This is a genomic window from Streptomyces spongiicola (assembly GCF_003122365.1).
Taxonomy (GTDB): domain Bacteria; phylum Actinomycetota; class Actinomycetes; order Streptomycetales; family Streptomycetaceae; genus Streptomyces; species Streptomyces spongiicola.
The window spans coordinates 4,918,980-4,944,596 of sequence record NZ_CP029254.1 but is presented as its reverse complement, the minus strand read 5'-3'; the positions used below and the strand labels follow the sequence as shown (position 1 = coordinate 4,944,596).

The following is a 25,617-nucleotide window of genomic DNA, read 5'->3' as shown; positions in this document are numbered from 1 at the left end:
GCGGGGCGGGGGCGGGGCACCGCACGCGGCGGCGGAGCATACGCGGCGGGCCGAGCCGGGTCAGATCAGGTCGGGTCGGGTCGGGTCGGGTCGGGTCGGGCAGGAGCCGTACCCGGGCGGGGTGTTCCTGCGGGTGATTTCCCTACGGCAACCGACCTACCGGCCCCTGCCCCTCCGTACCCGGCGGGCGAGGGTGGCGGTAAGGGCGTGTTGGGAAGGTGGCTCCGTCCGCCCGCAGGGCGGGGCCTGCGGCGTCCGGTGCGTGCGATCGCGAGACGGAGGGTCCGGAGGATCATCCTCGCACCGGACGTACTCGGACGACTCCGGCAGAGCGGCGCGTGGGCACCTCCCGTGCCCGGGTGACGGGGGAGTACGTGCCGGGCGCCGCGGGCCAGGAGGGACCTTCGCCACACGCCCCAGCGCCCGCCGAACACCGGAGCAGTCCCCGTGCCCCCGACCGCGACCCACCACGCCACCGTCCCCGCCTCCCGCCGCGGCCCCGGCTCGGGAGGCGGCGCCGCTCCCGGTCGGCAGAGCAGGCTGCTCCGCGCCCTGGACCGGGCTGCCCCGGCACTGCTCGGCTATCTCGCGGTGCGGCTGACGGGGCTTCTGGTGCTCGCGCGGTGGGCGCACCTCAAGGGCGAGAGCCTCTGGCCGGCGCTGGCCGCCTCCTGGGACAGCCAGTGGTACCTGGGCATCGCGGACCGCGGTTACCATCACGAGCTGGGCACCGCGCCGAACACCAGCAACCTGGCGTTCTTCCCGCTCTACCCGCTGCTGGTGAGGGCCGTCTCCGCGGTGACGCCGGGCAGCCCCGCCTCGGCGGCCCTGGCCATCGCCGTGGTGGCGTCACTCGCCGCGGCGTGGGGCGTCTTCGCCGTCGGCGACCGGCTGCACGGACGGCGGACCGGAACCGTGCTGGCGGTGCTCTGGGGCGCGATGCCGGTGGCCGTCGTCCAGTGGATGGGCTACACCGAGTCGCTGTTCACGGCGCTGGCGGCCTGGTCGCTGTACGCGGCACTCACCGGCCGCTGGCTCTGGGCGGGCTGGCTCGCGGCCCTCGCCGGGCTCACCCGGCCGACGGGCGTCGCGATCGCAGCGGCGGTGGCGGTGGCCGGGCTGACCGCGTTCGTCCGCACCCGCGGCCGGCGTGCGCTCGCGGGGGCGCTGCTGGCCCCGCTGGGATGGTGCGGCTATGTGGCCTGGGTGGGGCTCCGCCTCGGGCGCTGGGACGGCTACTTCGCCGTGCAGCAGCGGTGGACCAACGTGTGGGACGGCGGAAGGGCGACGCTGGAGGAACTGACCCGGCACCTGGCGTACGACGCGGACCCGCATCTGCTGATGGTGCTCGTCTCCGTGGTCCTGGTGCTGGCCACCGGGCTGTTCCTGCTGTGCCTGGCCGACCGGCAGCCGCTGGTGCTGGTGGTGTTCACCGGTGTGCTGCTGCTCGTCGTCCTCGGCAGCGGTGGCGTCTACTTCCCCCGGGCCCGGTTCCTGCTTCCCGCCTTCCCGCTGCTGCTGCCGGTCGCGCTGGCGGTGGCGCGGGCCCGCAGGGCGGCGGCGCTGCTGGTCCTGGGCGGGGCGGTGCTGTCCTCGGCCTGGCTGGGCGGGCATCTGCTACTGGTGTGGCAGGGGCCGCCCTGACGGGTGCACGACCCCGCCCGCAGCCGTACCGGCGAGGTACCGGCGAGGTACCGGCGAGGTACCGGCGAGGTACCGGCGAGGTACCGGCGAGGTACCGGCGAGCGGAGTGTCAGCCGACGGCGAGCAGGACCAGCAGGGCGACCGATCCCACCACGACCGGGCCGGCGATCTCGTACGCCCAGCGCACCCGCCGTTCTCCTCCGGCGGTCGGCCGGTGCCCGGCCTGCTCCGAGAGCTCCCTGAGTTCGGCGATCGTCCGGTCACCGGGCGCCACGTGCGGCGCGCCGCCGCCGGCCAGGGCGCCTCCCGGCCGGGTGCGGTCGGAATCGCGCCCGGCCGCGGCCCTCGACTGCCTGCGGGCGGCCGTCTTGCGCTGCCGCAGCGACACCGGCACGGCCCACAGCTGGTACGTGGCACCGTCCTCGGTGAGGACCTCGCTGGAGTACCCGGCGCGCACGTCCGCGACCGTCTGCCAGGGCAGGACGATGGTGCGGAAGGGGTTCCTGACGCGGAGCCGGTCGTCGTTGGCGAAGACCGCGGGCCGCAGCGTGAAGGCGACGATCAGCGGCACCAGCACCAGGAGCCCCGCGAACGCGACCCACGGGGTCAGCCCCTCGCCGCGGACGAGTGCGTCACCGCCGATCCAGCCGGTGAGTGCGAGCAGCAGCACACCGGCGGCGATACCGGAAAGCGAACGGTAGGCGCGGTCGGCGTGGACCGGCTCGGCGGTCGGCTGCTGGGGGTTGTCCATGCCCACGATTCTGCCGCATGGGCCCCTGGCGGGCCGGTACGGGTCGGGGCGCGGGCCGGTGCGGGTCGGGGCGCGGGCCGGTGCGGGCCAGGGCCCGGGCCAGGGCGGGCCGGTGCGGCCGGTGACGAGTCCCCGGTGCCCCCTGTACATGTTGCTACGCGCGTAGATATGCTGGTCTGGTGACCATGCCCACCATTGCACCCGCATTCGCTGACGTGACCTCGTCCGACAGCGCACTGCGCCGCTTCCTGCACGGGCTGCCCGGGGTCGATCCTGTCGGCCTGGAAGCGCGCGCCGCGTCTCTCGGCACCCGCTCGATCAAGACGACGGCCAAGGCCTACGCCATCGACCTGGCCATCTCGATGATCGACCTGACGACGCTCGAAGGCGCGGACACCCCGGGCAAGGTCCGGGCGCTCGCCGCCAAGGCCGTCCATCCCGATCCGACCGACCGCACCACGCCGACGACCGCCGCCGTCTGCGTCTACCCCGACATGGCGGCCACCGCCAAGGCCGCGCTGGCCGGGACGGACGTGAAGGTCGCCTCCGTCGCCACCGCCTTCCCCGCCGGCCGCGCCGCGCTGGACGTCAAGCTCGCGGACACCCGCGACGCCGTCGAGGCCGGGGCCGACGAGATCGACATGGTGATCGACCGCGGTGCCTTCCTCGCGGGCGGCTATCTGAAGGTCTTCGAGGAGATCCGCGCCGTGAAGGAGGCCTCGGGCCCGGCCCGGCTGAAGGTCATCTTCGAGACCGGCGAGCTCTCCACGTACGACAACATCCGCCGCGCCTCCTGGCTCGGCATGATGGCCGGAGCGGACTTCATCAAGACGTCGACCGGCAAGGTCGCCGTCAACGCGACCCCGGCCAACACCCTGCTCATGCTGGAGGCCGTCCGCGACTTCCGGGCGCAGACCGGCGTGCAGGTCGGGGTGAAGCCGGCCGGCGGCATCCGCACCAGCAAGGACGCCGTCAAGTTCCTGGTGCTCGTCAACGAGACCGCGGGCCGGGACTGGCTGGACAACCACTGGTTCCGGTTCGGTGCGTCCAGCCTGCTCAACGACCTGCTGATGCAGCGCCAGAAGCTGGCGACCGGCCGCTACTCCGGCCCCGACTACGTGACGGTGGACTGAGACCCATGACCATGGACAAGCTTTCGGCGTTCGAGTACGCACCCGCGCCCGAGTCGCGGTCGGTCGTCGACATCGCCCCGTCGTACGGGCTCTTCATCGACGGCGAGTTCACCGACGCCGCCGACGGCAGGGTCTTCAAGACCGTCTCGCCCTCCACCGAGGAGGTCCTGTCCGAGGTCGCCCGGGCGGGCGCCGAGGACGTCGACCGCGCGGTGGGGGCGGCGCGCAGGGCGTTCGCGAAGTGGTCCGCGCTGCCGGGCTCCGAGCGCGCCAAGTACCTCTTCCGCATCGCCCGGATCATCCAGGAGCGCTCGCGCGAGTTCGCCGTCCTGGAGACGCTGGACAACGGCAAGCCGATCAGGGAGACCCGCGACGCCGACCTCCCGCTGGTCGCGGCGCACTTCTTCTACTACGCGGGCTGGGCGGACAAGCTCGGCCACGCGGGGTACGGGCCCGAGCCGCGGCCGCTCGGCGTCGCGGGCCAGGTCATCCCCTGGAACTTCCCGCTGCTGATGCTGGCGTGGAAGATCGCCCCGGCGCTCGCCACCGGCAACACGGTGGTCCTCAAGCCCGCCGAGACCACCCCGCTGTCCGCGCTCTTCTTCGCCGACGTCTGCCGCCGGGCCGGACTGCCCAAGGGCGTCGTCAACATCGTCCCCGGCTACGGCGACGCGGGCGCGGCTCTCGTCGCCCACCCGGACGTGAACAAGGTGGCCTTCACCGGTTCCACCGCGGTGGGCAAGGCCATCGCCCGCGAGGTCGCCGGCACGGACAAGAAGCTCACGCTGGAACTGGGCGGCAAGGGCGCCAACATCGTCTTCGACGACGCCCCCCTCGACCAGGCCGTCGAGGGCATCGTCGGCGGCATCTTCTTCAACCAGGGCCAGGTCTGCTGCGCGGGCTCCCGCCTCCTCGTCCAGGAGTCGGTACACGACGAGCTGCTGGACTCCCTCAAGCGGCGGCTGTCGACCCTGCGCCTCGGGGACCCGCTGGACAAGAACACCGACATCGGCGCCATCAACTCGGCCGAGCAGCTGGCCCGGATCACGGCCCTCGCCGAGACCGGTGAGGCGGAGGGCGCCGAGCGCTGGACGGCCCCGTGCGAACTGCCGTCGGCCGGCTACTGGTTCGCCCCGACGCTGTTCACCAACGTCACCCAGGCCCACACCGTCGCCCGGGACGAGATCTTCGGCCCGGTGCTTTCGGTGCTGACGTTCCGGACCCCGGACGAGGCCGTCGCCAAGGCCAACAACAGCCAGTACGGCCTTTCCGCGGGCATCTGGACGGAGAAGGGCTCGCGCATCCTCGCGGTGGCGAACAGGCTCCGCGCCGGAGTCGTGTGGGCCAACACCTTCAACAAGTTCGACCCGACCTCGCCGTTCGGCGGATACAAGGAGTCGGGCTTCGGCCGCGAGGGCGGCCGCCACGGTCTGGAGGCCTACCTCGATGTCTGAGCCGACGCGTCTGTCCGTCTTCAAGACCTACAAGCTGTACGTCGGGGGCAGGTTCCCCCGCAGCGAGAGCGGCCGGGTGTACGAGGTGACCAGGGCGACATCAGCCGCCGGCGCGGCGGGCAAGGGCAAGAGCGGGGTCGCCGGCGAGGGCTCCGGCGAGGGCGAGTGGCTGGCCAACGCGCCCCTCTCCTCCCGCAAGGACGCCCGGGACGCGGTCGTCGCCGCGCGCAAGGCGTTCGGCGGCTGGTCGGGTGCCACGGCCTACAACCGGGGCCAGGTCCTCTACCGCGTCGCCGAGATGCTGGAGGGCCGCAGGGAGCAGTTCGTCCGCGAGGTGGCCGCCGCCGAGGGACTGTCGAAGTCCAAGGCGGGCGCGGTCGTGGACGCCGCGATCGACCGCTGGGTGTGGTACGCGGGCTGGACGGACAAGATCGGCCAGGTCGCCGGCGGGGCGAACCCGGTAGCGGGCCCGTACTTCAACCTGTCGACGCCCGAGCCGACCGGTGTCGTCGCCGTGCTCGCACCGCAGGAGTCGTCCCTCCTCGGGCTGGTCTCGGTGATCGCCCCCGCGATCGCGACGGGAAACACGGTCGTGGCCGTCGCCTCGGAGCGGGCGCCGCTGCCCGCGCTGTCGCTGGGCGAGGTGCTGGCCACGTCCGACCTTCCCGGCGGGGTGGTCAACATCCTGTCCGGCCGCACGGCGGAGATCGCCGCCCCGCTGGCCGCGCACCAGGACGTCAACGCGATCGACCTCTCCGGGGCCGGGGCGCAGCTCGCCGGGGAGTTGGAGGTCGCCGCGGCGGACAACCTCAAGCGGGTGCTGCGGCCCCGCGCGGAGGACTGGACGGCCGATCCCGGCACGGACCGGATGACGGCCTTCCTGGAGACCAAGACGGTCTGGCACCCGACGGGTTCACTGGGGGCTTCCGGCTCCGCCTACTGACGCGTCCCCGTCGGCGGGACGCGCGGCGCACCTGCCGCGCGTCCCGCCGCACGGCGGCGGGCCCGCGGGGGCGAGCCCCCGCGGGCCCGCCGTGCCGCTCCCCGTCGGCCATGGTGCGGACCCGGCGGCGCAGCGACCGCTCGTCCTCACCGCCGAAGCCACGGCGCATCCTCACCACCGACCCGGAACCCGCCGAGAGACCGGCCCCGGATCGACCCGGAACCAGCCCGGGATCGGCCCCGGATCGGAACCAGCCGGGGACCAGCCCGGGATCGGCCCCGGATCGGAACCAGCCGGGGACCAGCCCGGGATCGGCCCCGGATCGACCCGGAACCAGCCGGGGACCAGCCCCGGACCAGCCCCGGATCAGCCCGGGATCAGCCCGCCGAGCAGCGGACCGGCGACCGGGATCTCCCGTGGGCTGCCCAGCGAGCCGGTGACATACCGGGTGTCCAGCGCCTGGAAGTCGGCGACCTGCGTGCCGACCCCGTTGTCGAGCGGGTCCACACCGGTGTGCGCGAGCGGGTTCAGCGGGATGCTCTCGACGGGTGCGCCGACGTACCCGACGGTGTCCGCGAGGGCGTTCACCGCCGCCGGGCCGTGGCCGTCCGCGGGCGCCGCCTGGGCCGGTGCGGCCCCGGCGCCGAGCGCCGCGCCCAGCGCGGTCACGGTCAGCCCGGCCGCCCTGAGCAACTTCGTGCCTGCCATGGGAATCCTGCCTCCAGAAGTAACCGTTCGACGACGCAGCGTAGTTGCGATGTGACGCTCGATACCAACCGGACCTCCGGGGGATCCCACGCACGGGTCAATGCCTCACACTGGTGTCCCGTGAGTTCCCAACCCCCGCCGACGCGCGTCGTCCTGCTGTCCGGGCCCTCCGGTTCCGGAAAATCGTCCCTCGCCGCGCGTTCCGGCCTCCCGGTGCTGCGCCTCGACGACTTCTACAAGGAGGGCGACGACCCGAGCCTCCCGCTGATGGCCGGCACCGCGGCCGTCGACTGGGACTCCCCCGCCTCCTGGGACGCCGACGCCGCGGTCCGCGCGGTCGCCGAGCTGTGCCGCACGGGGCGGACGACGGTCCCCGTGTACGACATCGCCACCAGCTCCCGGACCGGCCGCGAGACCGTCGACATCTCCCGCACCCCGCTCTTCGTCGCGGAGGGCATCTTCGCCGCGGACATCGTGGACCGCTGCCGGGAGCTGGGCCTCCTCGCGGACGCCCTGTGCCTGCGCGGACGGCCCTCGACGACCTTCCGCCGCCGCCTGGTGCGGGATCTGCGCGAAGGCCGCAAGTCCGTGCCCTTCCTGCTCCGGCGGGGCTGGCGGCTGATGCGCGCGGAGCGCGGCATCGTCGCGCGCCAGGCGGCGCTCGGCGCCCACCCCTGTGCCGCGGACGAGGCACTCGTCCGCCTCGCCACCGCCACGCTCGGCAACTGCCGCGTGCCCGCCGGGGAGACGGTGTAGACGTCTTCGACAAGACCGAGGCCCGCGTCGCGCGCTGGCCGCGGTGCCCCTGTGGCACGGGCGCCCGGACGACACGGAGAACGGGAGAGCCGGGGAACGGGAGAGCCGGGGAGCGGGGGCGTCCCGGCGGGATCCGCCGTCCGCCGGGGCGGCGGGGGCCGGGGCCCGGGGCTGCGCCTACCCGGGGCCGCTCGCCGAGTGCGACGCGGGGCGACGCGGCGGCGGGCGGCCGGGGCCCGGGGCGGCACCCCTGCCGTGACCGGAGGGTCCGGCGGCTCGCGGAACCCGCAGCGGGCGACCTGCCCGCGGGGTACGCGGTCGGCCCGGCACGGCACAGGGACCGACGGCGCAGGGACCGGAGGGACGCCGGCCCACCGCACGGCGGGGCCGGTGGCGCGTCCCGCCCCAGGGGCCGCCGCGCAATCGGTTCGGCGACGCGGGCACGTGGCCGCCGCGGGCCTTCCAGGATCGTCGGTGGACGGAGCACCGCCCACGAACCGCCCGGGAGGGGCATACGATGAGAAGCGGGGCGCAGAGTCTGGAGAGTGGCATGCGCACTGCGGTCATCGCGGGCTCCCTGGACGCGCCGACTCTCGAGCTGGCCCGTCGGCTGCACGGCCGGGGCTGGTCGCTGGTGCTGGACACCGCCGACGCCGGTGCCGTGGACGGCGTCGGAGCCTCGGCGAGGACTCCCGTGACCGCGCTGGCCGGAGACGTCCGCGACGAGAGCCACCAGACGGCGCTCGTCGAGGCCGCCCGCGGCCTCGGAGGGCTCGACCTCCTGGTGAGCAACGCCGGAGTTCGGCCGCCGCTCGCGCTGTGCGACCAGCCACCCGACGCGTTCCGCCGCCTGCTGGACGTGACCGTACTGGCACCCCTCGGTCTGCTCCGCACGGCTCTGCCGCTCCTGCGGGAGTCGCGAGGCGTCGTTGCGGCCGTCAGCCCCCACACCGGCGCGGAGCCCGGCGGCCCCCACGGCGGGTACGACGCGGTCAAGGCGGCGCTGGACCGGCTGGCGGCCGAGATCGCGATCGAGGAACCGCTCGTGCGCGTCTGGACCGTCGACTCCGACGACCACACGCAGGTCCCCGCCCTGCTGGAGCTGCTGGAGCACGGCGCCCCGTCCGGCCACTACGACACGGCCGAGATCCTCCGGGGCGCCGGGGCGGGAACCTCCTTGCCCACCGGCCCCACCGGCCCCACCGACGGCACTAACAGCACCGACCCCGCCGGCCCCACCGACGGCACCAACGGCACCAACGGCACCGGCCCCACCGACGGCACCTCCGCCTCCGCTCCCGATACGCAGCGCGGCGGGCGGAGGCCACCGGCCCGCGGGAGCACCGGCCTCTCCCGCGGGAACTTCTCCCTACCCGCGAACCTGAAGGCGAACGTGCCGCCGGAGGAGCACGGTGTCGACCGTGGCGACGTGAGGCTGCTGGTGGGGAGGAAGGCGTCGGGCGAGGTGACCCACCATCACTTCTCCGAACTGCCCCGCCTGCTGCGCCCGCTGGACGTCCTGGTGGTGAACACCTCCGCGACCGCACCCCCCAAGGTCGACGGCCGGGCCGGATCGGAACCGGTGACCCTGCGGTTCTCCACCCGGTTGGACGACGGCCGCTGGGTGGTGGAGCTGTCCTCCGCGGAGGGCGGTACGCCCGCCGGCACCTGTGTGCCCGGGACCGTGGTCGCCGTTGACGACCACGCCCGGGTCCGGGTGGTGCTCGACCACAGGCTGGAGCCGGGATCGAACCGGTTGTGGCTGGCACGTTTCCTGGCGTCGGGGCCCGCGACGGAGCGTCTCCGGCTCCGGGGACGCCCGTTCCACGAGGGTGCCGGGGACTGCCATCCGCCGTCCGCGCAGCAGACGGTCTTCGCCGAGGCGGCGGAAGTGGCGTCGGGAGCGCCCACCCACCAGTCCGCGGAGCTGCCCAGCGCGGCCCGTCCCTTCACCGACCAGCTGGTGACCGCCCTGGTGACGCGGGGCGTGGTGATCGCACCGATCGAACTCCACACCCGGCCGACCCCCGGTGCCCCGAGCCGGCCGCCCGGCCCGGAGCTGTTCGCGGTTCCCCCGGCCACGGCACACTTGATCAACCATGTGCGTGCATCCGGCGGGAGGATCATCGCCGTCGGTACGACCGCCGTCCGTGCCCTCGAGTCCGCCGCCGACCCGCGAGGCGGCGTGCGAGCGGCCCGCGGCTGGACCGATCTCGTCATCGGCCCGCGACGGGCGATCCGGACGGTCTCCGGTCTCCTCACCGGGCTGCACCAGGCCGAGGCGTCCCATCTGAGGCTTCTGGAGGTCTTGGCCGGAGCGGAGCTGCTCACCGCCTGTTACGCGCAGGCGCGCGCCGAACGCTACCTGTGGGGCGAGTTCGGAGACGTCAACCTCCTCCTGCCCGACTGAGACGGCCCGCTCACAGCGGCCCGGGGACCCGGCTGCCCGACCGAGACGGCCCGCTCGCTGGGGCCCAGGGCCCGGCGGGACCACGGCATCCGGCGCCGCGCCCCTCCCGGCTGACCCGTCCGGCACGCGCCTGCGGCCGCGGCACACGGCTCCGGCCGCGGCCGCGGGCACGCGAAGCGGGGCTGTGCAGGACCCCCCGGTCCCGTACAGCCCCGCCCCGCCTTCCCCCGCGGTCCCCCGTTTCCCTCCCCCGTCGTTCCCGGGGACCCCGTCGTTCCCGAGGGCCCCGTCGTTCCCGAGGGCCCCCGCAACAACTCCCCCGTGGCCCGCGCGGGTCCCCCGCGCCCCCGCTATCCGACCGAGGTCACCCGCCCGTACAGGCTCGCCCCGCAGGAGCTACCCGGCCCTCAGGCCACCAGCTCGCCGAAGGACTCCTCCTGGTCACGGCCGAAGCTGAGGGCCCCGTCCTCGCGCATCCGGCGCAGGGAGCGCCAGATGCTCGACTTCACCGTGCCGACACTGATGCCGAGGATGTCCGCGATCTCCGGATCCGTGCGCCCCTCGTAGTAGCGCAGCACCAGCATCGTGCGCTGCAACTCGGGAAGCCGGGCCAGGGCCTGCCACAGGACCGCCCGCAGTTCCGTGCCGCGCATCGCGTCCGTGTCGCCCACCGTCTCCGGGAGCTCCTCGGTCGGGTACTCGTCGATCTTGCGCCGGCGCCACGCGCTGATGTGCAGGTTCGTCATCGTCCTGCGCAGGTAGCCGCCGAGCGCCGCCTTGTCGCTGATCCGGTCCCAGGCCCGGTAGGTGGAGAACAGCGCGCTCTGCAGCAGGTCCTCCGCCTCGTAGCGGTCACCGGTCAGGTGGTACGCCGCCGCGTACAGGGAGGCCCGGCGCTCCCGGACGTAGGCGGTGAACGCCGCTTCGGCGTCCGCCCGCCCCTCCGGACGGCTCCGCTCCCCCGGCCCCTCCCCGTACGCGCTTCCCCCGTGGCCCCCCTCGGCCTTCGCGTCAACGACCGTCATCCAGGACGTACGCCCCTGCTCCGCGGCTGACGGCTTGTGCTGACGCCCGGCGCCGCGAGCGCACCCCCGCACGTTCACGGCGCCGGACTTCTCGGTGTTCCGCACGACGTCGTGGAGACGCGTGACAACCGCGCTCGAAGCGGTGCTGTGCGGTGAGTTCATCTCGCGCCCCCCGTCGGCTGGAGTCCGTTCCCATCTCGTGGTGAAGACTCTGCCCGGGGGACTTCACACCGCTGTCCGCCGACTGTCACAGACCTGTCACAGGCCCCTCTTCGCCGGTGGGAGGGGCGGCGGCGGTCCGGCGGCCGGGTCGCGGCGGTCCGGCGGTCGAACTGTCGGGGCCGCATGGGCCAGAATGAATGCCGTGCCTTTCCTGTTGCTGATCGAGGACGACGACGCCATCCGCACGGCCCTCGAACTCTCGCTGTCACGCCAGGGCCACCGTGTGGCCACCGCGGCGACGGGCGAGGACGGCCTGAAGCTGCTGCGCGAGCAGCGGCCGGACCTGATCGTGCTGGACGTGATGCTGCCCGGCATCGACGGTTTCGAGGTGTGCCGGCGGATCAGGCGCACGGACCAGTTGCCGATCATCCTGCTGACCGCGCGCAGCGACGACATCGACGTCGTCGTCGGCCTGGAGTCGGGCGCCGACGACTACGTCGTCAAACCGGTGCAGGGGCGGGTCCTCGACGCCCGGATCCGAGCCGTGCTGCGGCGCGGTGAGCGCGAGTCCACGGACTCGGCGACCTTCGGCTCGCTGGTGATCGACCGCTCAGCCATGACGGTCACCAAGAACGGCGAGGATCTGCAACTCACGCCGACCGAGCTGCGTCTCCTGCTGGAGCTGAGCCGCCGTCCCGGCCAGGCCCTGTCGCGCCAGCAGCTGCTGCGCCTGGTCTGGGAGCACGACTACCTCGGCGACTCCCGCCTGGTGGACGCCTGCGTCCAGCGGCTGCGGGCGAAGGTGGAGGACGTACCGTCCTCGCCGACGCTGATCCGCACGGTCAGAGGTGTGGGCTACCGGCTGGACACGCCCCAGTGAGCGGTGCCGCGAAGCGGGCCATACTCGCGGGACTCGGCTGGACCAGTCTCAGACTGCGCCTCGTCGTCGTCTTCGGCCTGGTCGCCCTGACCGCCGCCGTGTCCGCCTCCGGCATCGCGTACTGGCTGAACCGCGAGGCCGTGCTGACCCGTACGCAGGACGCGGCGCTCGGCGACTTCCGGCAGCAGATGCAGAACCGTGCCGCGTCGCTGCCGGCGCGGCCCACGGAAGGGGAACTCCGGACGACCGCCGAGCAGATGGCCGGCGGCGACGCCGGCTACAGCGTGCTGCTGCTCGGCGAGCGGGCGGCCGGCAGGCCCGTCGTCGGCGCCTCCGACCCGGACGTCTTCACACTCCGCGACGTGCCCGCGGAGCTCCGGAAGGCGGTCGCCGAGCAACCGCACCTGTTCTGGGTGCGCACCCAGCGCGGCGACACCCCCTATCTGGTGGCCGGTACCCGGGTCGTCGGCGGCGGCCCCACCGGCTATCTGCTCAAGTCCCTCGACCAGGAGCGGCAGGACCTCAACTCGCTGGCCTGGTCGCTGGGTATCGCCACGGCCCTGGCCCTGGCCGGCTCGGCGCTGCTGGCACAGGCCGCGGCGACGACCGTGCTCAAGCCGGTCCAGCGGCTCGGGCAGGCGGCCAGACAGCTCGGCGAGGGCAAACTGGACACCCGGCTCCAGGTGTCCGGCACGGACGAACTGGCGGAGCTGTCCCGGACCTTCAACAGGGCGGCGGAGTCGCTGGAGAAGAAGATGGCGGACATGAGCGCGCGGGAGGAGTCCAGCCGCCGCTTCGTCGCCGACATGTCGCACGAACTGCGTACCCCGCTCACCGCGCTGACCGCGGTGACGGAGATCCTGGAGGGTGAGCAGGACGCCCTCGACCCGATGATCGCCCCGGCGGTGGAGCTGGTGGTGAGCGAGACACGGCGGCTGAACGACCTGGTGGAGAACCTGATGGAGGTGACCCGCTTCGACGCGGGCACGGCCCGGCTGGTCCTCGACGACGTCGACGTCGCCGACCAGGTCACCGCCTGCATCGACGCCCGGGCCTGGCTGGACGCCGTCGAACTGGACGCGGAGCGCGGCATCATGGCCCGCCTCGACCCGCGCCGCCTCGACGTCATACTCGCCAATCTGATCGGCAACGCGCTGAAGCACGGCGGGTCGCCGGTGCGGGTGGCGGTGCGCACGGAGGGCGAGGAACTGCTCATCGAGGTGCGGGACCACGGGCCGGGCATCCCGGAGGAGGTCCTGCCGCACGTCTTCGACCGGTTCTACAAGGCCAGCGCCTCGCGGCCGCGGTCCGAGGGCAGTGGACTGGGGCTCTCCATCGCGATGGAGAACGCCCTGATCCACGGTGGCGGCATCACCGCGGCCAACTCGGCGGACGGCGACGGCGGTGCGGTCTTCGTACTGCGGCTGCCCCGCGACGCCTCCGGCATCACCCCCGAGGACCACGGGCGGGCCGGATCGGGGTCCGACTCAGCGCACGACACAGGGTCCGGCTCAGCGCACGACACAGGCCACGACGCAGGGTCCGGCTCAGGGCACGACGCAGGGTCCGGCCCGGGGTCCGGCTCAGGGCACGACGCAGGGTCCGGCCCGGGGTCCGGCTCAGCGCACGACACAGGGTCCGGCCCAGGCCGCGACACAGGGTCCGGCCCGGGGTCCGGCCCAGGGCACGACACAGGGTCCGGCCCAGGGCACGACACAGGGTCCGGCTCAGGCCGCGACACAGGGTCCGGCCCAGGCCGCGACACAGGGTCCGGCCCAGGGTCCGGCCCAGGGCACGACACAGGGTCCGGCCCAGGCCGCGACACAGGGTCCGGCCCGGAGTCCGACTCAGCGCACGACACAGGTCAGGGAGAGGCGGGCGACGCGCGGTGATCCGAGGACGCGGGCAGCAGCGACCCCCCGCGGCGGACGCGACGGCGGACTCCGGACCCGCCGGGCCGGGTCGCGGCGCCCCCCGGCCCAGGGCACGCCGGGCGGCCGCGGCCCTGGCGGCCGCGGTCGCCCTCGCTGCCGCCGCCGGCTGCGGCATCAGGACGACCGCGGTGCCGGTCGACGCGGGCCCGGCGCCCTCCCGGGTGCCGTGCACGCTCGCCGGCAAGGAGACCACCGCCCCGGCACCGCAGCAGATGCCGGTGCGCGTGTACCTGGTGTGCGCTTCGGCGCTCAAGGCGGTGGAGCGCACCGTCACGGTCTCCGAGGGACGGACCGGCGACCGGGTGCGCACCGCCGGGATCCTCCTGGGCGAGCTGCTGGAGCAGCCTTCGGCGACCGAGCGGGAAGCCGGGTTCGCGAGCCTCGTACGGGGGGCGCTGACCGTCTCCGCACCGCGCGACGGCGATCCGGCGGGCACGCTGCGACTGAGCCGCCGGCCCGAGGACCTGGCCGCGGCGGCACTGGCGCAGGTCGTGTGCACGCTGGCGGAAAGCCCGGCGGCGGCCGAGAGCGGCACGGTGGTCCTGGCCGGACCGGGCGACGACGCACCGCGCGGCTACCGCTGTACGGACTCGGTCAGGCAGCGGCCCGACAGCGCCCTGCCGACCACCGCCCTGCCGGCCCCTGCCCCGGCCTCCTGAGCAGCGCTCCCGGCGAGGACTGCCGAGCAGGACCGGCGAGCAGGACTGCCGAGCAGGGCCGCCGGGGACGTCCCGTGCGGGTGAACCGCCGAGCAGGACGGCCGGGGCGGCTTCGGCGGGGCTCACAACACGGGTGCGTCCGTGCGGAACCGATCCCACCGGCCATCGCGTCTTGGGGGGCGTGCAGCGTCAAGGTTCGGGCGGCAGTGCCGCCATCCGCTTCCGCGTGGCGGGAGGCGTCCTCCTCTTCGCACATCTCGCCGTCGTGGCGTGGCTGACGCTCCGCCCACTGGACGTGCCGTGGGTGACGGCGGCGAATCTGGAGCCGCTGGCGGGCATCAAGGCGGACCTCGCGGCGGGCCCCGTCCAGGCGGCACGCCGGATCGGCGAGGGGCTGCTGCTCCTGGCGCCCCTCGGGATACTGCTTCCGATGGCGGGCGGCAGGATCGCCGTCTCACCGTGGGCCTCGCTGGCGCGTACGGTCGCGGCGGGGGCGCTGATGTCCCTGGGTATCGAACTGCTCCAGACCGCGGTACCGGGCCGGGTCGTCGACGTGGACTCGCTGCTCCTCAACACCGCGGGGGTGGCGCTGGCCCATCTCCTCGTCGTCCCCGCCGGGCGGGCCCGGCTGCGGCGCGGGGGTTCCGGACGCCGTCCGGCGGGCCGCGGCGGAGGGCGGGGGCGTGTGCTCCGGGACGACGTCCCCCAGGGTCCCACCCCGACGATTCCCAGGGTCGGGATCGCCCCCTAGAGCGACGCTTGCTCCGCTTGTTCCGGGAGACGATGGAGTCATCGGGAGCCCGACGGAACGGCTCCCCGAAGGACTCGCGAAGGAGCCCACCATGGCCGCACTCACCCGACCCCGTGACTGGGGGCACCGCCCGCTCCGGAGGAGTGGGGGAAGGATGATCGGCGGAGTGTGCGCGGCGCTGGCACGGCGCTTCGGCATCTCCGCGACCACCGTGCGCGTGATCTTCCTGGTGTCCTGTCTGCTGCCCGGCCCGCAGTTCCTGCTCTATCTGGCGCTGTGGCTGCTGCTGCCGGCGGAGAAGCCCGCGTCCACCACCTGGTGACGGCCGCCGCGGCCAGGAGCGGGGCGCGCACCCCGTTGCCGGGTGCGCGCCCCGTGTATCCAGGGCTCGGCTCGTCCGGTGCCCGACCGGTGCCCGGCGGATCCCTCGGCGCCCGCCCGCCACACGCGCGCCGCACAGGCGCCACCCGCGCCACACGGGCACCACACCCGCGCCGCACGGGCGCTCACCCGCGTTACATGGGCAGCGGAAGACCGTTCAGCGGGAGGCCGTTCAGCGGCGTCGCGCCGACCGGCAGACCGCCCAGCAGGCCGCCGGCCGGGGCGGGCGCGGGCAGGAGCCGGGGGCCGGACTGCCCGGCGAGGTTCCGCCCGGCGAGGTCCTGGACGGCGGGCAGCGCGGCCGGCTGGACGGCGGAGAGGGCGTCGAGCGGTGTGCCGACGTCGGGGAGGGCCGTCGTCGCCGACGCGGAACCGGCGGCGGCAGCGGCGAAGGCGGCGCCCAGGGCGGCGGCACCGAGGGTCTTGGCAGCAGCTTGCTTCATCAGGTGGGTTTCCTTGGTGAGGGGGGAGAGGAGAATGACACGGCTTCGCAAGCTAGCCAGCACTTCCCCGGACCCGCAAACACCCGGGAACAGGAAAAGGACCGGGGGGTTGACAATCCCGGCCGTTTTCCCGTCTCCTCGACTCAGCCCTGTTCGGAGCCGGAACCGCTGGTCGTGGCCGTCTGCCGAAAGAGCCACTCGGACCTGAGTTCAGCGTATCCCGGCTTGATGACATCATTGATCATCGCGAGTCGCTCATCAAAAGGAATGAACGCCGACTTCATCGCATTGACGGTGAACCACTGCATGTCGTCGAGCGTGTAGCCGAACGTCTCGGTCAGCAGCTCGAATTCACGACTCATGCTCGTGTTGCTCATCAGCCGGTTGTCCGTGTTGACGGTGGCCCGGAAGTGCAGCCGGCGCAGCAGCCCGATGGGGTGCTCCTCGTACGAGGGCGCCGCACCGGTCTGGAGATTGGACGTCGGGCACAGCTCCAGCGGGATCCGCTTGTCCCGGACGTACGCGGCCAGCCGCCCCAGCTTCACACCGCCGTCGGCGGCGACCTCGATGTCGTCGATGATGCGGACGCCGTGACCGAGCCGGTCGGCGCCGCACCACTGCAGGGCCTGCCAGATGGACGGCAGCCCGAACCCCTCCCCGGCGTGGATCGTGAAGTGGTTGTTCTCCCGCTTGAGGTACTCGAAGGCGTCCAGGTGGCGGGTGGGCGGGTAGCCGGCCTCGGCACCCGCGATGTCGAAGCCCACGACGCCCTCGTCGCGGTAGCGGTTGGCGACCTCGGCGATCTCCAGGGCACGGGCGGCGTGCCGCATGGCGGTCAGCAGGGCGCCGACCCGGATGCGGTGGCCGTTGGCCCGGGCGCGGCGCTCGCCCTCACGGAATCCCTCGTTGACGGCCTCGACGACCTCTTCCAGGGTCAGCCCCGCTTCGAGGTGCTGCTCCGGCGCGTAGCGCACCTCGGCGTAGACGACGCCGTCCTCGGCCAGGTCCTCGGCGCACTCGACGGCGACGCGTTCGAGGGCCTCCCGGGTCTGCATGACGGCACAGGTGTGCGCGAACGTCTCCAGATAGCGTTCCAGCGAGCCGGAGTCGGCGGCCTCGTGGAACCAGACGCCGAGTTTGTCCGGCTCGGTCTCGGGCAGTCTGTCGTAGCCGACCGCTCGGGCGAGGTCGATGACCGTCCCGGGGCGCAGCCCGCCGTCGAGGTGGTCGTGCAGAAGAACCTTGGGGGCGCGGCGGATCTGCTCCGCGGTCGGCCCCTGGTGCCCGGGGGCGCTTCCCCCGGAGGACGCGTGGGGTTTCTGGCTCGTCATCTCCGCACTCTATTACCTACGCGCGTAGAAGGCATCTGCACGAATCGACTGTCGATACGCAACGGTGACCGTGCGGACGGGTGGCGTACACCTGCCCTTCTGAGACTGTTCTGGGATGGCACACCAGGCACTGCCCCGGTGGTGGGGGCGTATGGCGGGCGCGGCGGGGTCGGTCCGCGCACGGTTCGAGGGAAGCGCGGTGCGGGAGGAACGGGAAGGCGACGGCGATGCGCGGGCCGGGCTGGGCCGCGCGGTCCGGACGTTCGGGGAGTCGGCGGACGGGGTCGTCACCGCAGTGGTGCTGGTACTTCCGGACGGCGATCCCCGGTCGGCACGCGGCCCCTCCGCACTCTCCCGCGCCTTCGCGCTGCCGCTGGCGCGCTCACTCGCCCGGGCCGGCCGCGCGGACGGTCTCGCCGCGCATGTGGTGCGCTACCGCGGTCGCGGCTGGAACGGCGCGGAGGCCCGGCTCGCCGGGGACGCGTCCCGGGCGGTGGACGAGGCGGTACGGCGCTACGGCGACGTCCCCGTGTGCCTGGCCGGCCAGGGCATGGGAGGCCGCGCCGCGCTGTACGCGGCCGGCCACAACGCCGTCAACTCGGTGCTGGCACTCGCCCCTTGGCTGCCGGAGGGCGACACGGCGGCGGACCCCGAACCGGTGAAGCAGCTCGTGGGCCGCCGGGTGCTGATCGTGCACGGCACCGACGACGCCAGGAGCGCTCCGGAACTGTCGTACCGGCTGGCGGAACGGGCGAAGAAGACCAACCGCGACACCTGCCGGTTCGAGGTCCACTCGGACGGGCACGCGCTGCGGCAGTACCAGGCCGAAGTACAGGCGCTGGCAGCGGACTTCGTCCTCGGCTCGCTGTTCTCGCGCGCCTACGCCCGTCCCGTCGCGGACGCGCTCGCCGCTCCCCCGCCGCTGGGCCTCCGCATGCCCCTGGCGGCGGGCTTCGGGCGGGCGTTGCGGCACTGACGGCACTGACGGTGCCGGCGGTGCCGGCGGTGCTGACTGCACTGATGGTGCTGACGGTGCTGGCCTCACGAGGGGCACTGACGACACCGACGGCGCGGGGGGCACTGACGGCGCGGGGGCTCCGGAGAACCGGTGCGTGCCCGGAGTTGCGGCGGCGGTACGGAAAGCCCTCCCGCACGCCGGCGTGCGGACGCCGAGCCGGGCGTGCGCAAATCCAGCCGGGCGCACGGGCTGAGCGTGCGGACGCCGAGCCGGGCGGGCACAAGCCCGGCCGGGCGTACTGGCGCAGCCCCCGGCGTACGGCCCGGCTGCGGGCGCGAGCCGAGCCGAGCCGGTCAGGCGTACGGTCATGGGAGCCCGCGGGCAGGAGCGCCCTCGTCCCCGCCGGGCGGGCAGTCCCGGCTCGCGCGGCTCGGTCCGGGAGCAGCTTCCCCCGACGGCTTCGGTCCGGGAGCAGCTTCAGTCCGGGAGCAGCTTCCCCCGGCGCGACAGCAGGAACTTCTTGAACGCCGCCACCGGCGGGGTGTCCGGGTGCCCGTCGAGCCACGCCACCCCCACCTCCCGGATCGCCCGCGGTGCCGTCACGGTCAGTTCGACCACCCCGGGGCGCGGCACCGCCGGCGGCGGCAGCAGGGCGACGCCGAGGCCGGCGGCGACGAGGCCGCGGAGTGTCTCCGCCTCCTCGCCCTCGAAGGCGACGCGCGGTGAGAAGCCCGCTTCGGCGCAGAGCGCGTCGGTGATGCGGCGCAGCCCGTAGCCGGGTTCGAGGGTCACGAACGTCTCGTCCGCGGCCTCGGCCAGCCGGATGCGCCTGCGGGTGGCGAGCCGGTGGTCGTCCGGCACGACGAGCCGCAGCCGCTGCTCGTCGAGGCGCCGGGCGACCAGGTCGGGCGCGTCGGGGACCGGTGAGGTGAGGCAGAGGTCGAGTTCGCCGGCCCGGAGCCGTTCGATCATGGCCTCGCCGTAGTTCTGGACCAGCGTGAAGCGGACCCGGGGGTGGTCGACGCGGAACGCCCGGATCAGCTCGGGCACGGTCTCGGAGCCCATGGTGTGCAGGAATCCGAAGGCGACCTTGCCCCCGGACGGGTCGGCGTCCGCGCGTACCGACTCCGCCGCCCGCTCGACCTCGCCGAGTGCCCGCTCCACCGAGGCGAGGAAGTCGCGGCCGGCGGGTGTCAGCGACACGGTGCGGCCCTTGCGGGCGAACAGCACCACGCCCAGGTCCTGTTCGAGACGGACCATGGCGCGCGAGAGCGTCGACTGGGGCACGCCGAGTTCCTGTGCGGCCCTGGTCACATGCTCGTGGCGGGCGACCCCGGCGAAGTACGCGAGTCGCGGCGCGAGCAGCAGACGCATGTCTTCTTCGTAACTGCTCGGTGACAGGCGGGGCCGTGGACTGCGGTCATGCACCATGGGAACGATTAAAGCCGTTCTATGCATTGGACGCATCAGAAGACCGTGCCTACCTTCGGGGTATGCCTTCCGCCAGTACCGGGGCGCCCGCCACCGTGGGTGCCCTCTCCTCGCCGTCCCCCGAACCCGCCCCGCCCCGGCTCGCCCCCGGGCGCCCCGGCTACCGGAGGATGAACCTCGCGCTCTTCGCCGCCGGTGTCGCCGCCTTCGCCCTCCTCTACTCCACCCAGGCCCTGCTGCCCGCCGTGTCCGCCGAGTTCGGCGTGACCGCGAGCACGGCCAGTTGGACCGTCTCCGCGGCCACCGGGGCGCTCGCCCTGTGCGTACTGCCGCTCAGCGCGCTGTCCGAGCGGTTCGGCCGGGTGCGGCTGATGACGGTGTCCCTGGTGGTGGCGACGGCCCTCGGGCTGCTGGTCCCGTTCGCGCCCGGCCCGGAGTGGCTGGTGGCCCTGCGCGCGGTGCAGGGCGCGGCGCTGGCGGGCATCCCCGCCTCGGCGATGGCGTACCTGGCGGAGGAGGTGCGCCCGAAGGCGCTGATCGGGGCGATCGGGCTGTTCGTCGCGGGCAGCAGCGTCGGCGGGATGAGCGGCCGGATCGTGACGGGCTGGGTCGCGCAGCTGTGGGGCTGGCGGGCGGCCCTCGCCGCGGTCGGGCTGATGGCGGTGGTCTGCACCGTGGCGTTCCGGCTGCTGCTGCCGAAGGCGCGGCACTTCGCACCCGGCCCGCTGGACCCGGGCGCGCTGGCGCGCACCGTCCGCGGTCATCTGTCGGACCCGCTGCTGATGCGGCTGTACGGGATCGGCGCGCTGTTCATGACGGTCTTCGGCGCGGTGTACACCGTGATCGGCTACCGCCTCGCGGCCGACCCGTTCGGGCTGTCCCAGGGGGTCGTCGGCTCCGTCTTCCTGGTCTATCTGGTCGGTACGGTGTCGTCGGCCGCGGCGGGCCGCCTGGTGGGGAGGCTGGGCCGGCGCGGTGCGCTGTACCTGGCGGTCGGCACGACGGCGGCGGGTCTGCTGCTGTCGCTCGCCGACTCGCTGACCGCGGTGCTGGCGGGCCTGGTGCTGATCACGGCGGGCTTCTTCGCGGGGCACGCGGTGGCCTCCTCCTCGGTCAGCCGTACCGCGGCGACGGGCCGCGCGCAGGCTTCTGCCCTCTACCAGTCCGCGTACTACCTGGGCAGCAGCGCGGGCGGCACGCTGGGCGCCGTCGCCTTCCACTCCGGGGGCTGGGCGGGCACGGTCCTGCTGGGGCTGCTGGCGGTGCTCGGGGTCGTGTCGATCACGCTGTACGGCTCGTACGCGGCGCGGGTGCGGGAACGCCGTCCCGTGCTCTCCGCGGCGGCGGTGGGCCACTGAGGCTGCTGTGACGGCGGTGGCGGAGTCCCACCCCGGCCCCACCCCGGCCCCACCCCGGCCCCACCGCATCCCGCCCCGGCCCTCGCCCCGACCCCCGGCCCGGCCCCGGCGGTTCTGCCGAATCCGTGCCCTCCTCCCTACAACCACGGCTCGCCCGTACGCGTCCAAGGTTCAAGGCAACCGCACCGGGCGTGCAGGGGAGTTGGTGACCGTGGGACGCACAGGGCAGTGGGGGACCATACGGAGACGGGGTGGCGTCGCCCTCGGCGCCGCCGGGCTGGTGGTGCCGCTGAGCCTGGCGCTCGGCGCCGCGCCGGCCCAGGCGGCGTCGTGCACGACGTCGACCGGGCCCTACCAGAAGGAGGTCGAGAAGTTCATGGGCCTGAAGGTCGACGGGCGGCAGTCGCCGTCGGACTGCAAGGCGATCCAGACCTTCCAGCGGTGGCACGGGATCACCCCGACCGTCGGCTACGCGGGTCCGGTCACCTGGCGCACGATGAGCACCATCCTCGCCCAGCGGGCCGCGGGCACGACCCCGAACAAGGCCGGCGTCTGCCCGACCACCAAGGGGCGCATCGCCTGCGTCGACCTGACCAGGCAGCTGAGCTGGATCCAGGACGGGGCGAAGCTGACGTACGGGCCGGTCCCGGTGCGGACCGGGCGGGACGGCGCGGAGACCCGGACCGGCGCGAAGCGGATCTACTACCGCAGCGCCAACCACTGGTCGACGATCTACAAGGTGTGGATGCCGCACTCGCAGTTCTTCGACGGCGGGCAGGCGTTCCACTCGGTCACCAAGAGCATGTACAACCCGCCCGGCTCCGGAGGGTGCGTCAATATGCGGCCGGCGGACGCCAAGGCGTACTGGAACCTGCTCAGGAACGGGGACGACGTGCACGTCTACGGTCGCAAGCCCGGCACCTGAGGCCCTCTGTCAGTGCCGCCCTGTAGCGTCCCGAGGGCTGGAGCGGACGGCGACAGGACAGACCCATGGATGATCAGGCGACGGCACGGGACCTCGAATCCAGGCTGGAGGGCCACCGGAGGGAGCTGACCGGATACTGCTACCGCATGCTCGGCTCCGCCTTCGAGGCGGAGGACGCGGTCCAGGACACCATGGTGCGGGCCTGGAAGAACCTCGGGAAGTTCGAGGGCAGGTCCTCGCTGCGGTCCTGGCTGTACCGCATCGCCACCAACGTGTGCCTGGACATGCTTCAGGCGGGCAACCGCCGGGCCCGTCCGATGGACCTGACCGAGGCCACCCCGGTGGCGCGGGCCCGGCTCACCGCCCGTCCGGAGATCACCTGGCTGGAGCCGGTGCCGGACGGGCGGGTGCTGCCGTCCGTGGCCGACCCGGCCGACACGGCGGTGGAGCGCGAGTCGATCAGGCTGGCGTTCGTCGCGGCGCTCCAGCACCTGCCCGCGAGGCAGCGCGCGGTGCTGATCCTGCGGGAGGTGCTGGCGTGGAAGGCCGCCGAAGTGGCCGAACTCCTGGGCACGTCCACCGCCTCGGTCAACAGCGCGCTCCAGCGGGCCCGCGCCTCCCTCGCCGACTACGACCCCTCGGACTCCGATGCGGCGGACCCGCTCGACGAGGAGCAGCAGCAGTTGCTGGAGCGCTATGTCGCCGCCTTCCAGGGGTACGACATGCGGGCGCTGACGGCGCTGCTCCACGAGGACGCCACGATGTCCATGCCCCCGTACGACCTGTGGCTGCGCGGCCACGACGACATCACGGGCTGGATGCTCGGTCCCGGGGAGGTGTGCCGCGGCTCGAAGCTGCTCCCGACGGTGGCCAACGGTTCGCCGGCCTTCGCGCAGTACCACCGCGGCCGGGACTGCGAGGGCTACACGCCGTGGGCGCTGATCGTCCTGGAGGTCACCGGCGGCCGGATCGGCGCGATGGACTTCTTCCTCGACACCGAGCGGTGGTTCCCGCTGTTCGGGCTGCCGGAGCGGCTCAGCGCCGGGGGCCGAGTGCCGGAGCGGCTCAGCGCCGGGGGCTGAGTGCACAGCGGCTCAGCACCGGGGGCTGACCGGAGCCGCCCGGCCCGGGTCGTCGCCGCCCAGCCCGGTGAGGTCGAGCAGGGCGAGCAGTTCGGGACCGGCGTTCACCAGCCGCAGCTCCCGGCCCAGTCTCCGCGCGGTCAGCCGCAGCCGGGCCACGGCGTGCACGGCCGTCAGATCGGCGACGGCCAGCCGGCCCGCGTCGCACACGATCTCCCCGCCGGCACCTCCGGCGGCGGTGTGTCTCCACAGCCGGGCGCACAGCAACGGCACATCGGCCGGGGTGATCCGGCCGCTGAGTTCCAGAACGACGGGCTGCTCGATGCTGTCCATAGGAGAGGAGACCGCGCCCGCCGCGGCAACTCATCGGAGCGGCGCGGTCACAACCCGCGCGAGGCGGGCAGGGGCGGGCAGGGAAGTCCGCGCGCGCTGTCAGCCGGCGGGGAAGGCGCCGGTGTCGATCGTGAGGTCGAAGGGGGCGGAGATGTGCAGCCCTTCTCCGTACTCCACCGTGTCGAGTACGCGGTACGTGGCGTTCCCGGGATGTCCGTACAGGGTCGCTGTGGGCCGCCCCGAGTGCCGGCTGTCGAGCAGCGGATACAAGGGCACTCCGGCCGTCGCGCAGCCGTGCAGCTTCTCGATCCGGTCGTGGTCGGCGCTGGACTTCGAGGTGGTCTCGACGACGAGCAGGGCGGCCGCGGCGGGGATGTGGTGGCCGGGTTCGCCGAGAGCCGCCTCGGGCGCCACGACCAGGTCCGGAACGAACATGCCCAGCCGAGAGGGAATGGCCACGGCCAGGGTCTGGTAGACGCCCCAGTCCTCGGGAATCACCGTGTACGGCTGCCGCTGGACCCGCTGGGCGACGCTGTTGTGGCTGTTCGCAGGCGTGGGTGACACGGTGGCGATCCCCTCGACGATCTCCGCCTTGCAGCCCTCGGGCGCGTCCGTCTCCTCCCGGAGTCGGACGAGGTCGTCCCACTCCCGGCCGTGAGGGGCCGGTGGGTCGACGCTGAGTGCGCTCATGGCGGTCTCCTCTGCCGGTGCGTCACCGAGTCCAGCAGCATGCCGAACGGGACCGGCGGCCACCGCCGGTCCCGTTCACCCGGAGGAAGTCGCCGACCGGGAACGGGTCGGCGACCGGGAGGACGTCACCGCCCCGGAACGCGTCGGGGACGGGTGACGCGCAAGCCCGGATCAGGCGATGCGCTCCAGCACCACCGGGGTCGCCTCGTGGGCGGTGCCCGGTGCGGCGATGTCGAAGGAGCCCTCCAGGGACCGCAGGGCGTAGTCGAACTTCTCGGGGGTGTCCGTGTGCAGGGTCATCAGCGGGGCGCCCGCGGTGACCTCGTCGCCGGGCTTGGCGTGCAGTTCGACGCCGGCGCCCGCCTGCACGGGGTCCTCCTTGCGGGCCCGGCCGGCGCCCAGGCGCCAGGCCGCGACGCCGACCCGGTAGGCGTCGAGGCGGGTCAGCACGCCCGAGGCCGTTGCCGTGACCACATGCTGCTCGCGGGCGACCGGGAGCGCGGCGTCCGGGTCTCCGCCCTGCGCGGCGACCATGCGGCGCCATACGTCCATCGCCGAACCGTCGGCCAGGGCCTTCGCCGGGTCGGCGTCCCCGACGCCGGCCGCGTCGAGCATCTCGCGGGCCAGCGCGAGGGTCAGCTCGACGACGTCGGCGGGGCCGCCGCCCGCCAGCACCTCGACGGACTCGCGGACCTCCAGGGCGTTGCCGGCGGTGAGGCCGAGCGGGGTGGACATGTCGGTGAGCAGCGCCACGGTCCTCACGCCGTGGTCCGTGCCGAGGCCGACCATGGTGGAGGCCAGTTCCCGGGCGTCCCGGACGTTCTTCATGAAGGCACCGGAGCCCACCTTCACGTCCAGCACGAGCGAGCCGGTGCCCTCGGCGATCTTCTTGGACATGATCGAGGAGGCGATCAGCGGGATCGCCTCGACCGTGCCGGTGACGTCGCGCAGCGCGTAGAGCTTCTTGTCGGCGGGGGCGAGCCCGTCGCCCGCGGCGCAGATGACCGCACCGGTGGTGTCGAGGACCCGCAGCATCTCCTCGTTGGACAGCAGCGCCCGCCAGCCGGGGATGGACTCCAGCTTGTCGAGGGTGCCGCCGGTGTGGCCGAGGCCGCGGCCGGACAGCTGCGGCACGGCGGCGCCGCAGGCGGCGACCAGCGGTGCCAGCGGAAGCGTGATCTTGTCGCCCACGCCGCCGGTGGAGTGCTTGTCGGCGGTCGGGCGGGACAGCGACGAGAAGTCCATGCGCTCGCCGGAGGCGATCATGGCGGCGGTCCAGCGGGCGATCTCGGTGCGGTTCATGCCGTTGAGCAGGATCGCCATCGCCAGGGCCGACATCTGCTCGTCGGCGACCTCGCCGCGGGTGTACGCGTCGATGACCCAGTCGATCTGCTCGGGGGAGAGTTCGCCTCGGTCGCGCTTGGTGCGGATGACGGAGATGGCGTCCATGTGCTGTGGGGTCCTTCCGGGTGCGA

23 protein-coding genes and 1 pseudogene are annotated in these 25,617 nt (G+C 73.7%); 15 read left to right on the top strand and 9 right to left on the bottom strand.

Annotated features, from left to right (window positions below; translation table 11 throughout):
• The first annotated feature begins 447 nt into the window (after positions 1-447).
• Positions 448-1,644 (top strand): mannosyltransferase family protein, encoded by a 1,197-nt coding sequence (locus DDQ41_RS21785; RefSeq protein WP_109295990.1) that lies wholly within the window; start codon positions 448-450, stop codon positions 1,642-1,644.
• Positions 1,645-1,753: 109 nt separating this feature from the next.
• On the opposite strand, the gene DDQ41_RS21780 is transcribed toward DDQ41_RS21785, so the two are convergent.
• A complete protein-coding gene (locus tag DDQ41_RS21780; protein ID WP_109295989.1) occupies positions 1,754-2,395 on the bottom strand; it encodes a PH domain-containing protein in 642 nt (213 codons plus the stop codon).
• A 185-nt stretch (positions 2,396-2,580) separates the two neighbouring features.
• Here DDQ41_RS21780 and deoC point away from each other — a divergent pair, with 185 nt between their 5' ends.
• The 3 genes from deoC to DDQ41_RS21765 are packed head-to-tail and all read left to right on the top strand — an operon-like array spanning position 2,581 to position 5,925.
• The gene (gene deoC, locus DDQ41_RS21775; RefSeq protein ID WP_109295988.1) at positions 2,581-3,528 is read left to right on the top strand and encodes a deoxyribose-phosphate aldolase; all 948 of its coding nucleotides are present in this window, start codon (positions 2,581-2,583) and stop codon (positions 3,526-3,528) included.
• 11 nt (positions 3,529-3,539) lie between these two features.
• Positions 3,540-4,982 carry an aldehyde dehydrogenase family protein gene (locus DDQ41_RS21770; protein ID WP_172607660.1) on the top strand — a complete coding sequence of 481 codons (1,443 nt, stop codon included), beginning with the start codon at positions 3,540-3,542 and terminating at the stop codon, positions 4,980-4,982.
• Complete coding sequence (locus DDQ41_RS21765) at positions 4,975-5,925, top strand: aldehyde dehydrogenase family protein (RefSeq protein ID WP_109295986.1); 951 nt, start codon at positions 4,975-4,977, stop codon at positions 5,923-5,925. Before DDQ41_RS21770 ends, DDQ41_RS21765 begins: the two co-directional genes overlap by 8 nt.
• Positions 5,926-6,291: 366 nt before the next feature.
• Here the strand turns inward: DDQ41_RS21765 and DDQ41_RS21760 are convergent, their stop codons facing one another.
• Positions 6,292-6,633, bottom strand: a complete 342-nt coding sequence (locus tag DDQ41_RS21760; protein WP_109295985.1) for a hypothetical protein — start codon at positions 6,631-6,633, stop codon at positions 6,292-6,294.
• Between the two features lie 51 nt (positions 6,634-6,684).
• Between DDQ41_RS21760 and DDQ41_RS21755 the strand changes: the two genes are divergently transcribed.
• Positions 6,685-7,389 (top strand): uridine kinase, encoded by a 705-nt coding sequence (locus tag DDQ41_RS21755; protein ID WP_109295984.1) that lies wholly within the window; start codon positions 6,685-6,687, stop codon positions 7,387-7,389.
• A gap of 550 nt (positions 7,390-7,939) precedes the next feature.
• A complete protein-coding gene (locus tag DDQ41_RS21750) occupies positions 7,940-9,799 on the top strand; it encodes an SDR family NAD(P)-dependent oxidoreductase (RefSeq protein ID WP_162602716.1) in 1,860 nt (619 codons plus the stop codon).
• Between the two features lie 407 nt (positions 9,800-10,206).
• Here DDQ41_RS21750 and DDQ41_RS21745 read toward each other — a convergent pair whose 3' ends face one another.
• The gene (locus DDQ41_RS21745; protein WP_109295982.1) at positions 10,207-10,986 is read right to left on the bottom strand and encodes a SigE family RNA polymerase sigma factor; all 780 of its coding nucleotides are present in this window, start codon (positions 10,984-10,986) and stop codon (positions 10,207-10,209) included.
• Positions 10,987-11,188: 202 nt separating this feature from the next.
• Here DDQ41_RS21745 and afsQ1 point away from each other — a divergent pair, with 202 nt between their 5' ends.
• From afsQ1 to DDQ41_RS21720, 5 genes and pseudogenes are all read left to right on the top strand, one after another.
• Positions 11,189-11,866 carry a two-component system response regulator AfsQ1 gene (gene afsQ1, locus DDQ41_RS21740; RefSeq protein ID WP_026165053.1) on the top strand — a complete coding sequence of 226 codons (678 nt, stop codon included), beginning with the start codon at positions 11,189-11,191 and terminating at the stop codon, positions 11,864-11,866.
• Positions 11,863-13,318, top strand: a pseudogene (locus tag DDQ41_RS21735) (ATP-binding protein); the annotation flags it as partial. The gene afsQ1 and the pseudogene DDQ41_RS21735, both read left to right, overlap by 4 nt.
• Positions 13,319-13,754: 436 nt before the next feature.
• Complete coding sequence (locus tag DDQ41_RS21730; protein WP_109295980.1) at positions 13,755-14,459, top strand: hypothetical protein; 705 nt, start codon at positions 13,755-13,757, stop codon at positions 14,457-14,459.
• A 181-nt stretch (positions 14,460-14,640) separates the two neighbouring features.
• Positions 14,641-15,210 (top strand): VanZ family protein, encoded by a 570-nt coding sequence (locus tag DDQ41_RS21725; RefSeq protein WP_109295979.1) that lies wholly within the window; start codon positions 14,641-14,643, stop codon positions 15,208-15,210.
• Between the two features lie 91 nt (positions 15,211-15,301).
• Complete coding sequence (locus DDQ41_RS21720; RefSeq protein WP_109295978.1) at positions 15,302-15,532, top strand: PspC domain-containing protein; 231 nt, start codon at positions 15,302-15,304, stop codon at positions 15,530-15,532.
• A gap of 193 nt (positions 15,533-15,725) precedes the next feature.
• Here the strand turns inward: DDQ41_RS21720 and DDQ41_RS21715 are convergent, their stop codons facing one another.
• Together DDQ41_RS21715 and DDQ41_RS21710 are read right to left on the bottom strand one after the other, a co-directional pair.
• Positions 15,726-16,034, bottom strand: a complete 309-nt coding sequence (locus DDQ41_RS21715) for a hypothetical protein (protein ID WP_109295977.1) — start codon at positions 16,032-16,034, stop codon at positions 15,726-15,728.
• Positions 16,035-16,177: 143 nt separating this feature from the next.
• Entirely contained in the window at positions 16,178-17,365 is a 1,188-nt protein-coding gene (locus DDQ41_RS21710) for an adenosine deaminase (protein WP_109295976.1), read from the bottom strand.
• Between the two features lie 151 nt (positions 17,366-17,516).
• On the opposite strand from DDQ41_RS21710, the gene DDQ41_RS21705 reads away from it, so the two are divergent.
• Positions 17,517-18,341, top strand: coding sequence for an alpha/beta hydrolase family protein (locus DDQ41_RS21705; protein WP_109295975.1), 825 nt, complete (start codon positions 17,517-17,519; stop codon positions 18,339-18,341).
• A 459-nt stretch (positions 18,342-18,800) separates the two neighbouring features.
• On the opposite strand, the gene DDQ41_RS21700 is transcribed toward DDQ41_RS21705, so the two are convergent.
• A complete protein-coding gene (locus DDQ41_RS21700) occupies positions 18,801-19,754 on the bottom strand; it encodes a LysR family transcriptional regulator (RefSeq protein WP_109295974.1) in 954 nt (317 codons plus the stop codon).
• A 62-nt stretch (positions 19,755-19,816) separates the two neighbouring features.
• On the opposite strand from DDQ41_RS21700, the gene DDQ41_RS21695 reads away from it, so the two are divergent.
• The 3 genes from DDQ41_RS21695 to DDQ41_RS21685 all read left to right on the top strand — a co-directional run bounded on the left by DDQ41_RS21695 (position 19,817) and on the right by DDQ41_RS21685 (position 23,119).
• A complete protein-coding gene (locus tag DDQ41_RS21695) occupies positions 19,817-21,112 on the top strand; it encodes an MFS transporter (protein WP_167450271.1) in 1,296 nt (431 codons plus the stop codon).
• A 238-nt stretch (positions 21,113-21,350) separates the two neighbouring features.
• Entirely contained in the window at positions 21,351-22,037 is a 687-nt protein-coding gene (locus tag DDQ41_RS21690) for a L,D-transpeptidase family protein (protein WP_167450327.1), read from the top strand.
• A 65-nt stretch (positions 22,038-22,102) separates the two neighbouring features.
• Positions 22,103-23,119 (top strand): sigma-70 family RNA polymerase sigma factor, encoded by a 1,017-nt coding sequence (locus DDQ41_RS21685; protein WP_109295972.1) that lies wholly within the window; start codon positions 22,103-22,105, stop codon positions 23,117-23,119.
• A gap of 12 nt (positions 23,120-23,131) precedes the next feature.
• On the opposite strand, the gene DDQ41_RS21680 is transcribed toward DDQ41_RS21685, so the two are convergent.
• The 3 genes from DDQ41_RS21680 to DDQ41_RS21670 all read right to left on the bottom strand — a co-directional run bounded on the left by DDQ41_RS21680 (position 23,132) and on the right by DDQ41_RS21670 (position 25,591).
• Positions 23,132-23,452: an STAS domain-containing protein gene (locus DDQ41_RS21680; protein WP_109295971.1), complete on the bottom strand. Its 321-nt coding sequence runs from the start codon at positions 23,450-23,452 to the stop codon at positions 23,132-23,134.
• A 99-nt stretch (positions 23,453-23,551) separates the two neighbouring features.
• Positions 23,552-24,142, bottom strand: coding sequence for a Uma2 family endonuclease (locus DDQ41_RS21675; protein ID WP_109295970.1), 591 nt, complete (start codon positions 24,140-24,142; stop codon positions 23,552-23,554).
• A 171-nt stretch (positions 24,143-24,313) separates the two neighbouring features.
• Positions 24,314-25,591, bottom strand: a complete 1,278-nt coding sequence (locus DDQ41_RS21670; protein WP_109295969.1) for a thymidine phosphorylase — start codon at positions 25,589-25,591, stop codon at positions 24,314-24,316.
• Positions 25,592-25,617: the final 26 nt, after the last annotated feature.

Bases quoted from the DNA above. Each gene is read 5' to 3' on its own strand.
- DDQ41_RS21780 (WP_109295989.1), bottom strand. From the start codon at position 2,395: ATGGACAACCCCCAGCAGCCGACCGCCGAGCCGGTCCACGCCGACCGC.
- deoC (WP_109295988.1), top strand. From the start codon at position 2,581: ATGCCCACCATTGCACCCGCATTCGCTGACGTGACCTCGTCCGACAGC.
- DDQ41_RS21770 (WP_172607660.1), top strand. From the start codon at position 3,540: ATGGACAAGCTTTCGGCGTTCGAGTACGCACCCGCGCCCGAGTCGCGG.
- DDQ41_RS21765 (WP_109295986.1), top strand. From the start codon at position 4,975: ATGTCTGAGCCGACGCGTCTGTCCGTCTTCAAGACCTACAAGCTGTAC.
- DDQ41_RS21760 (WP_109295985.1), bottom strand. From the start codon at position 6,633: ATGGCAGGCACGAAGTTGCTCAGGGCGGCCGGGCTGACCGTGACCGCG.
- DDQ41_RS21750 (WP_162602716.1), top strand. From the start codon at position 7,940: ATGCGCACTGCGGTCATCGCGGGCTCCCTGGACGCGCCGACTCTCGAG.
- DDQ41_RS21745 (WP_109295982.1), bottom strand. From the start codon at position 10,986: ATGAACTCACCGCACAGCACCGCTTCGAGCGCGGTTGTCACGCGTCTC.
- DDQ41_RS21720 (WP_109295978.1), top strand. From the start codon at position 15,302: ATGGCCGCACTCACCCGACCCCGTGACTGGGGGCACCGCCCGCTCCGG.
- DDQ41_RS21715 (WP_109295977.1), bottom strand. From the start codon at position 16,034: ATGAAGCAAGCTGCTGCCAAGACCCTCGGTGCCGCCGCCCTGGGCGCC.
- DDQ41_RS21710 (WP_109295976.1), bottom strand. From the start codon at position 17,365: ATGACGAGCCAGAAACCCCACGCGTCCTCCGGGGGAAGCGCCCCCGGG.
- DDQ41_RS21705 (WP_109295975.1), top strand. From the start codon at position 17,517: ATGGCGGGCGCGGCGGGGTCGGTCCGCGCACGGTTCGAGGGAAGCGCG.
- DDQ41_RS21700 (WP_109295974.1), bottom strand. From the start codon at position 19,754: ATGGTGCATGACCGCAGTCCACGGCCCCGCCTGTCACCGAGCAGTTAC.
- DDQ41_RS21695 (WP_167450271.1), top strand. From the start codon at position 19,817: ATGCCTTCCGCCAGTACCGGGGCGCCCGCCACCGTGGGTGCCCTCTCC.
- DDQ41_RS21685 (WP_109295972.1), top strand. From the start codon at position 22,103: ATGGATGATCAGGCGACGGCACGGGACCTCGAATCCAGGCTGGAGGGC.
- DDQ41_RS21680 (WP_109295971.1), bottom strand. From the start codon at position 23,452: ATGGACAGCATCGAGCAGCCCGTCGTTCTGGAACTCAGCGGCCGGATC.
- DDQ41_RS21675 (WP_109295970.1), bottom strand. From the start codon at position 24,142: ATGAGCGCACTCAGCGTCGACCCACCGGCCCCTCACGGCCGGGAGTGG.
- DDQ41_RS21670 (WP_109295969.1), bottom strand. From the start codon at position 25,591: ATGGACGCCATCTCCGTCATCCGCACCAAGCGCGACCGAGGCGAACTC.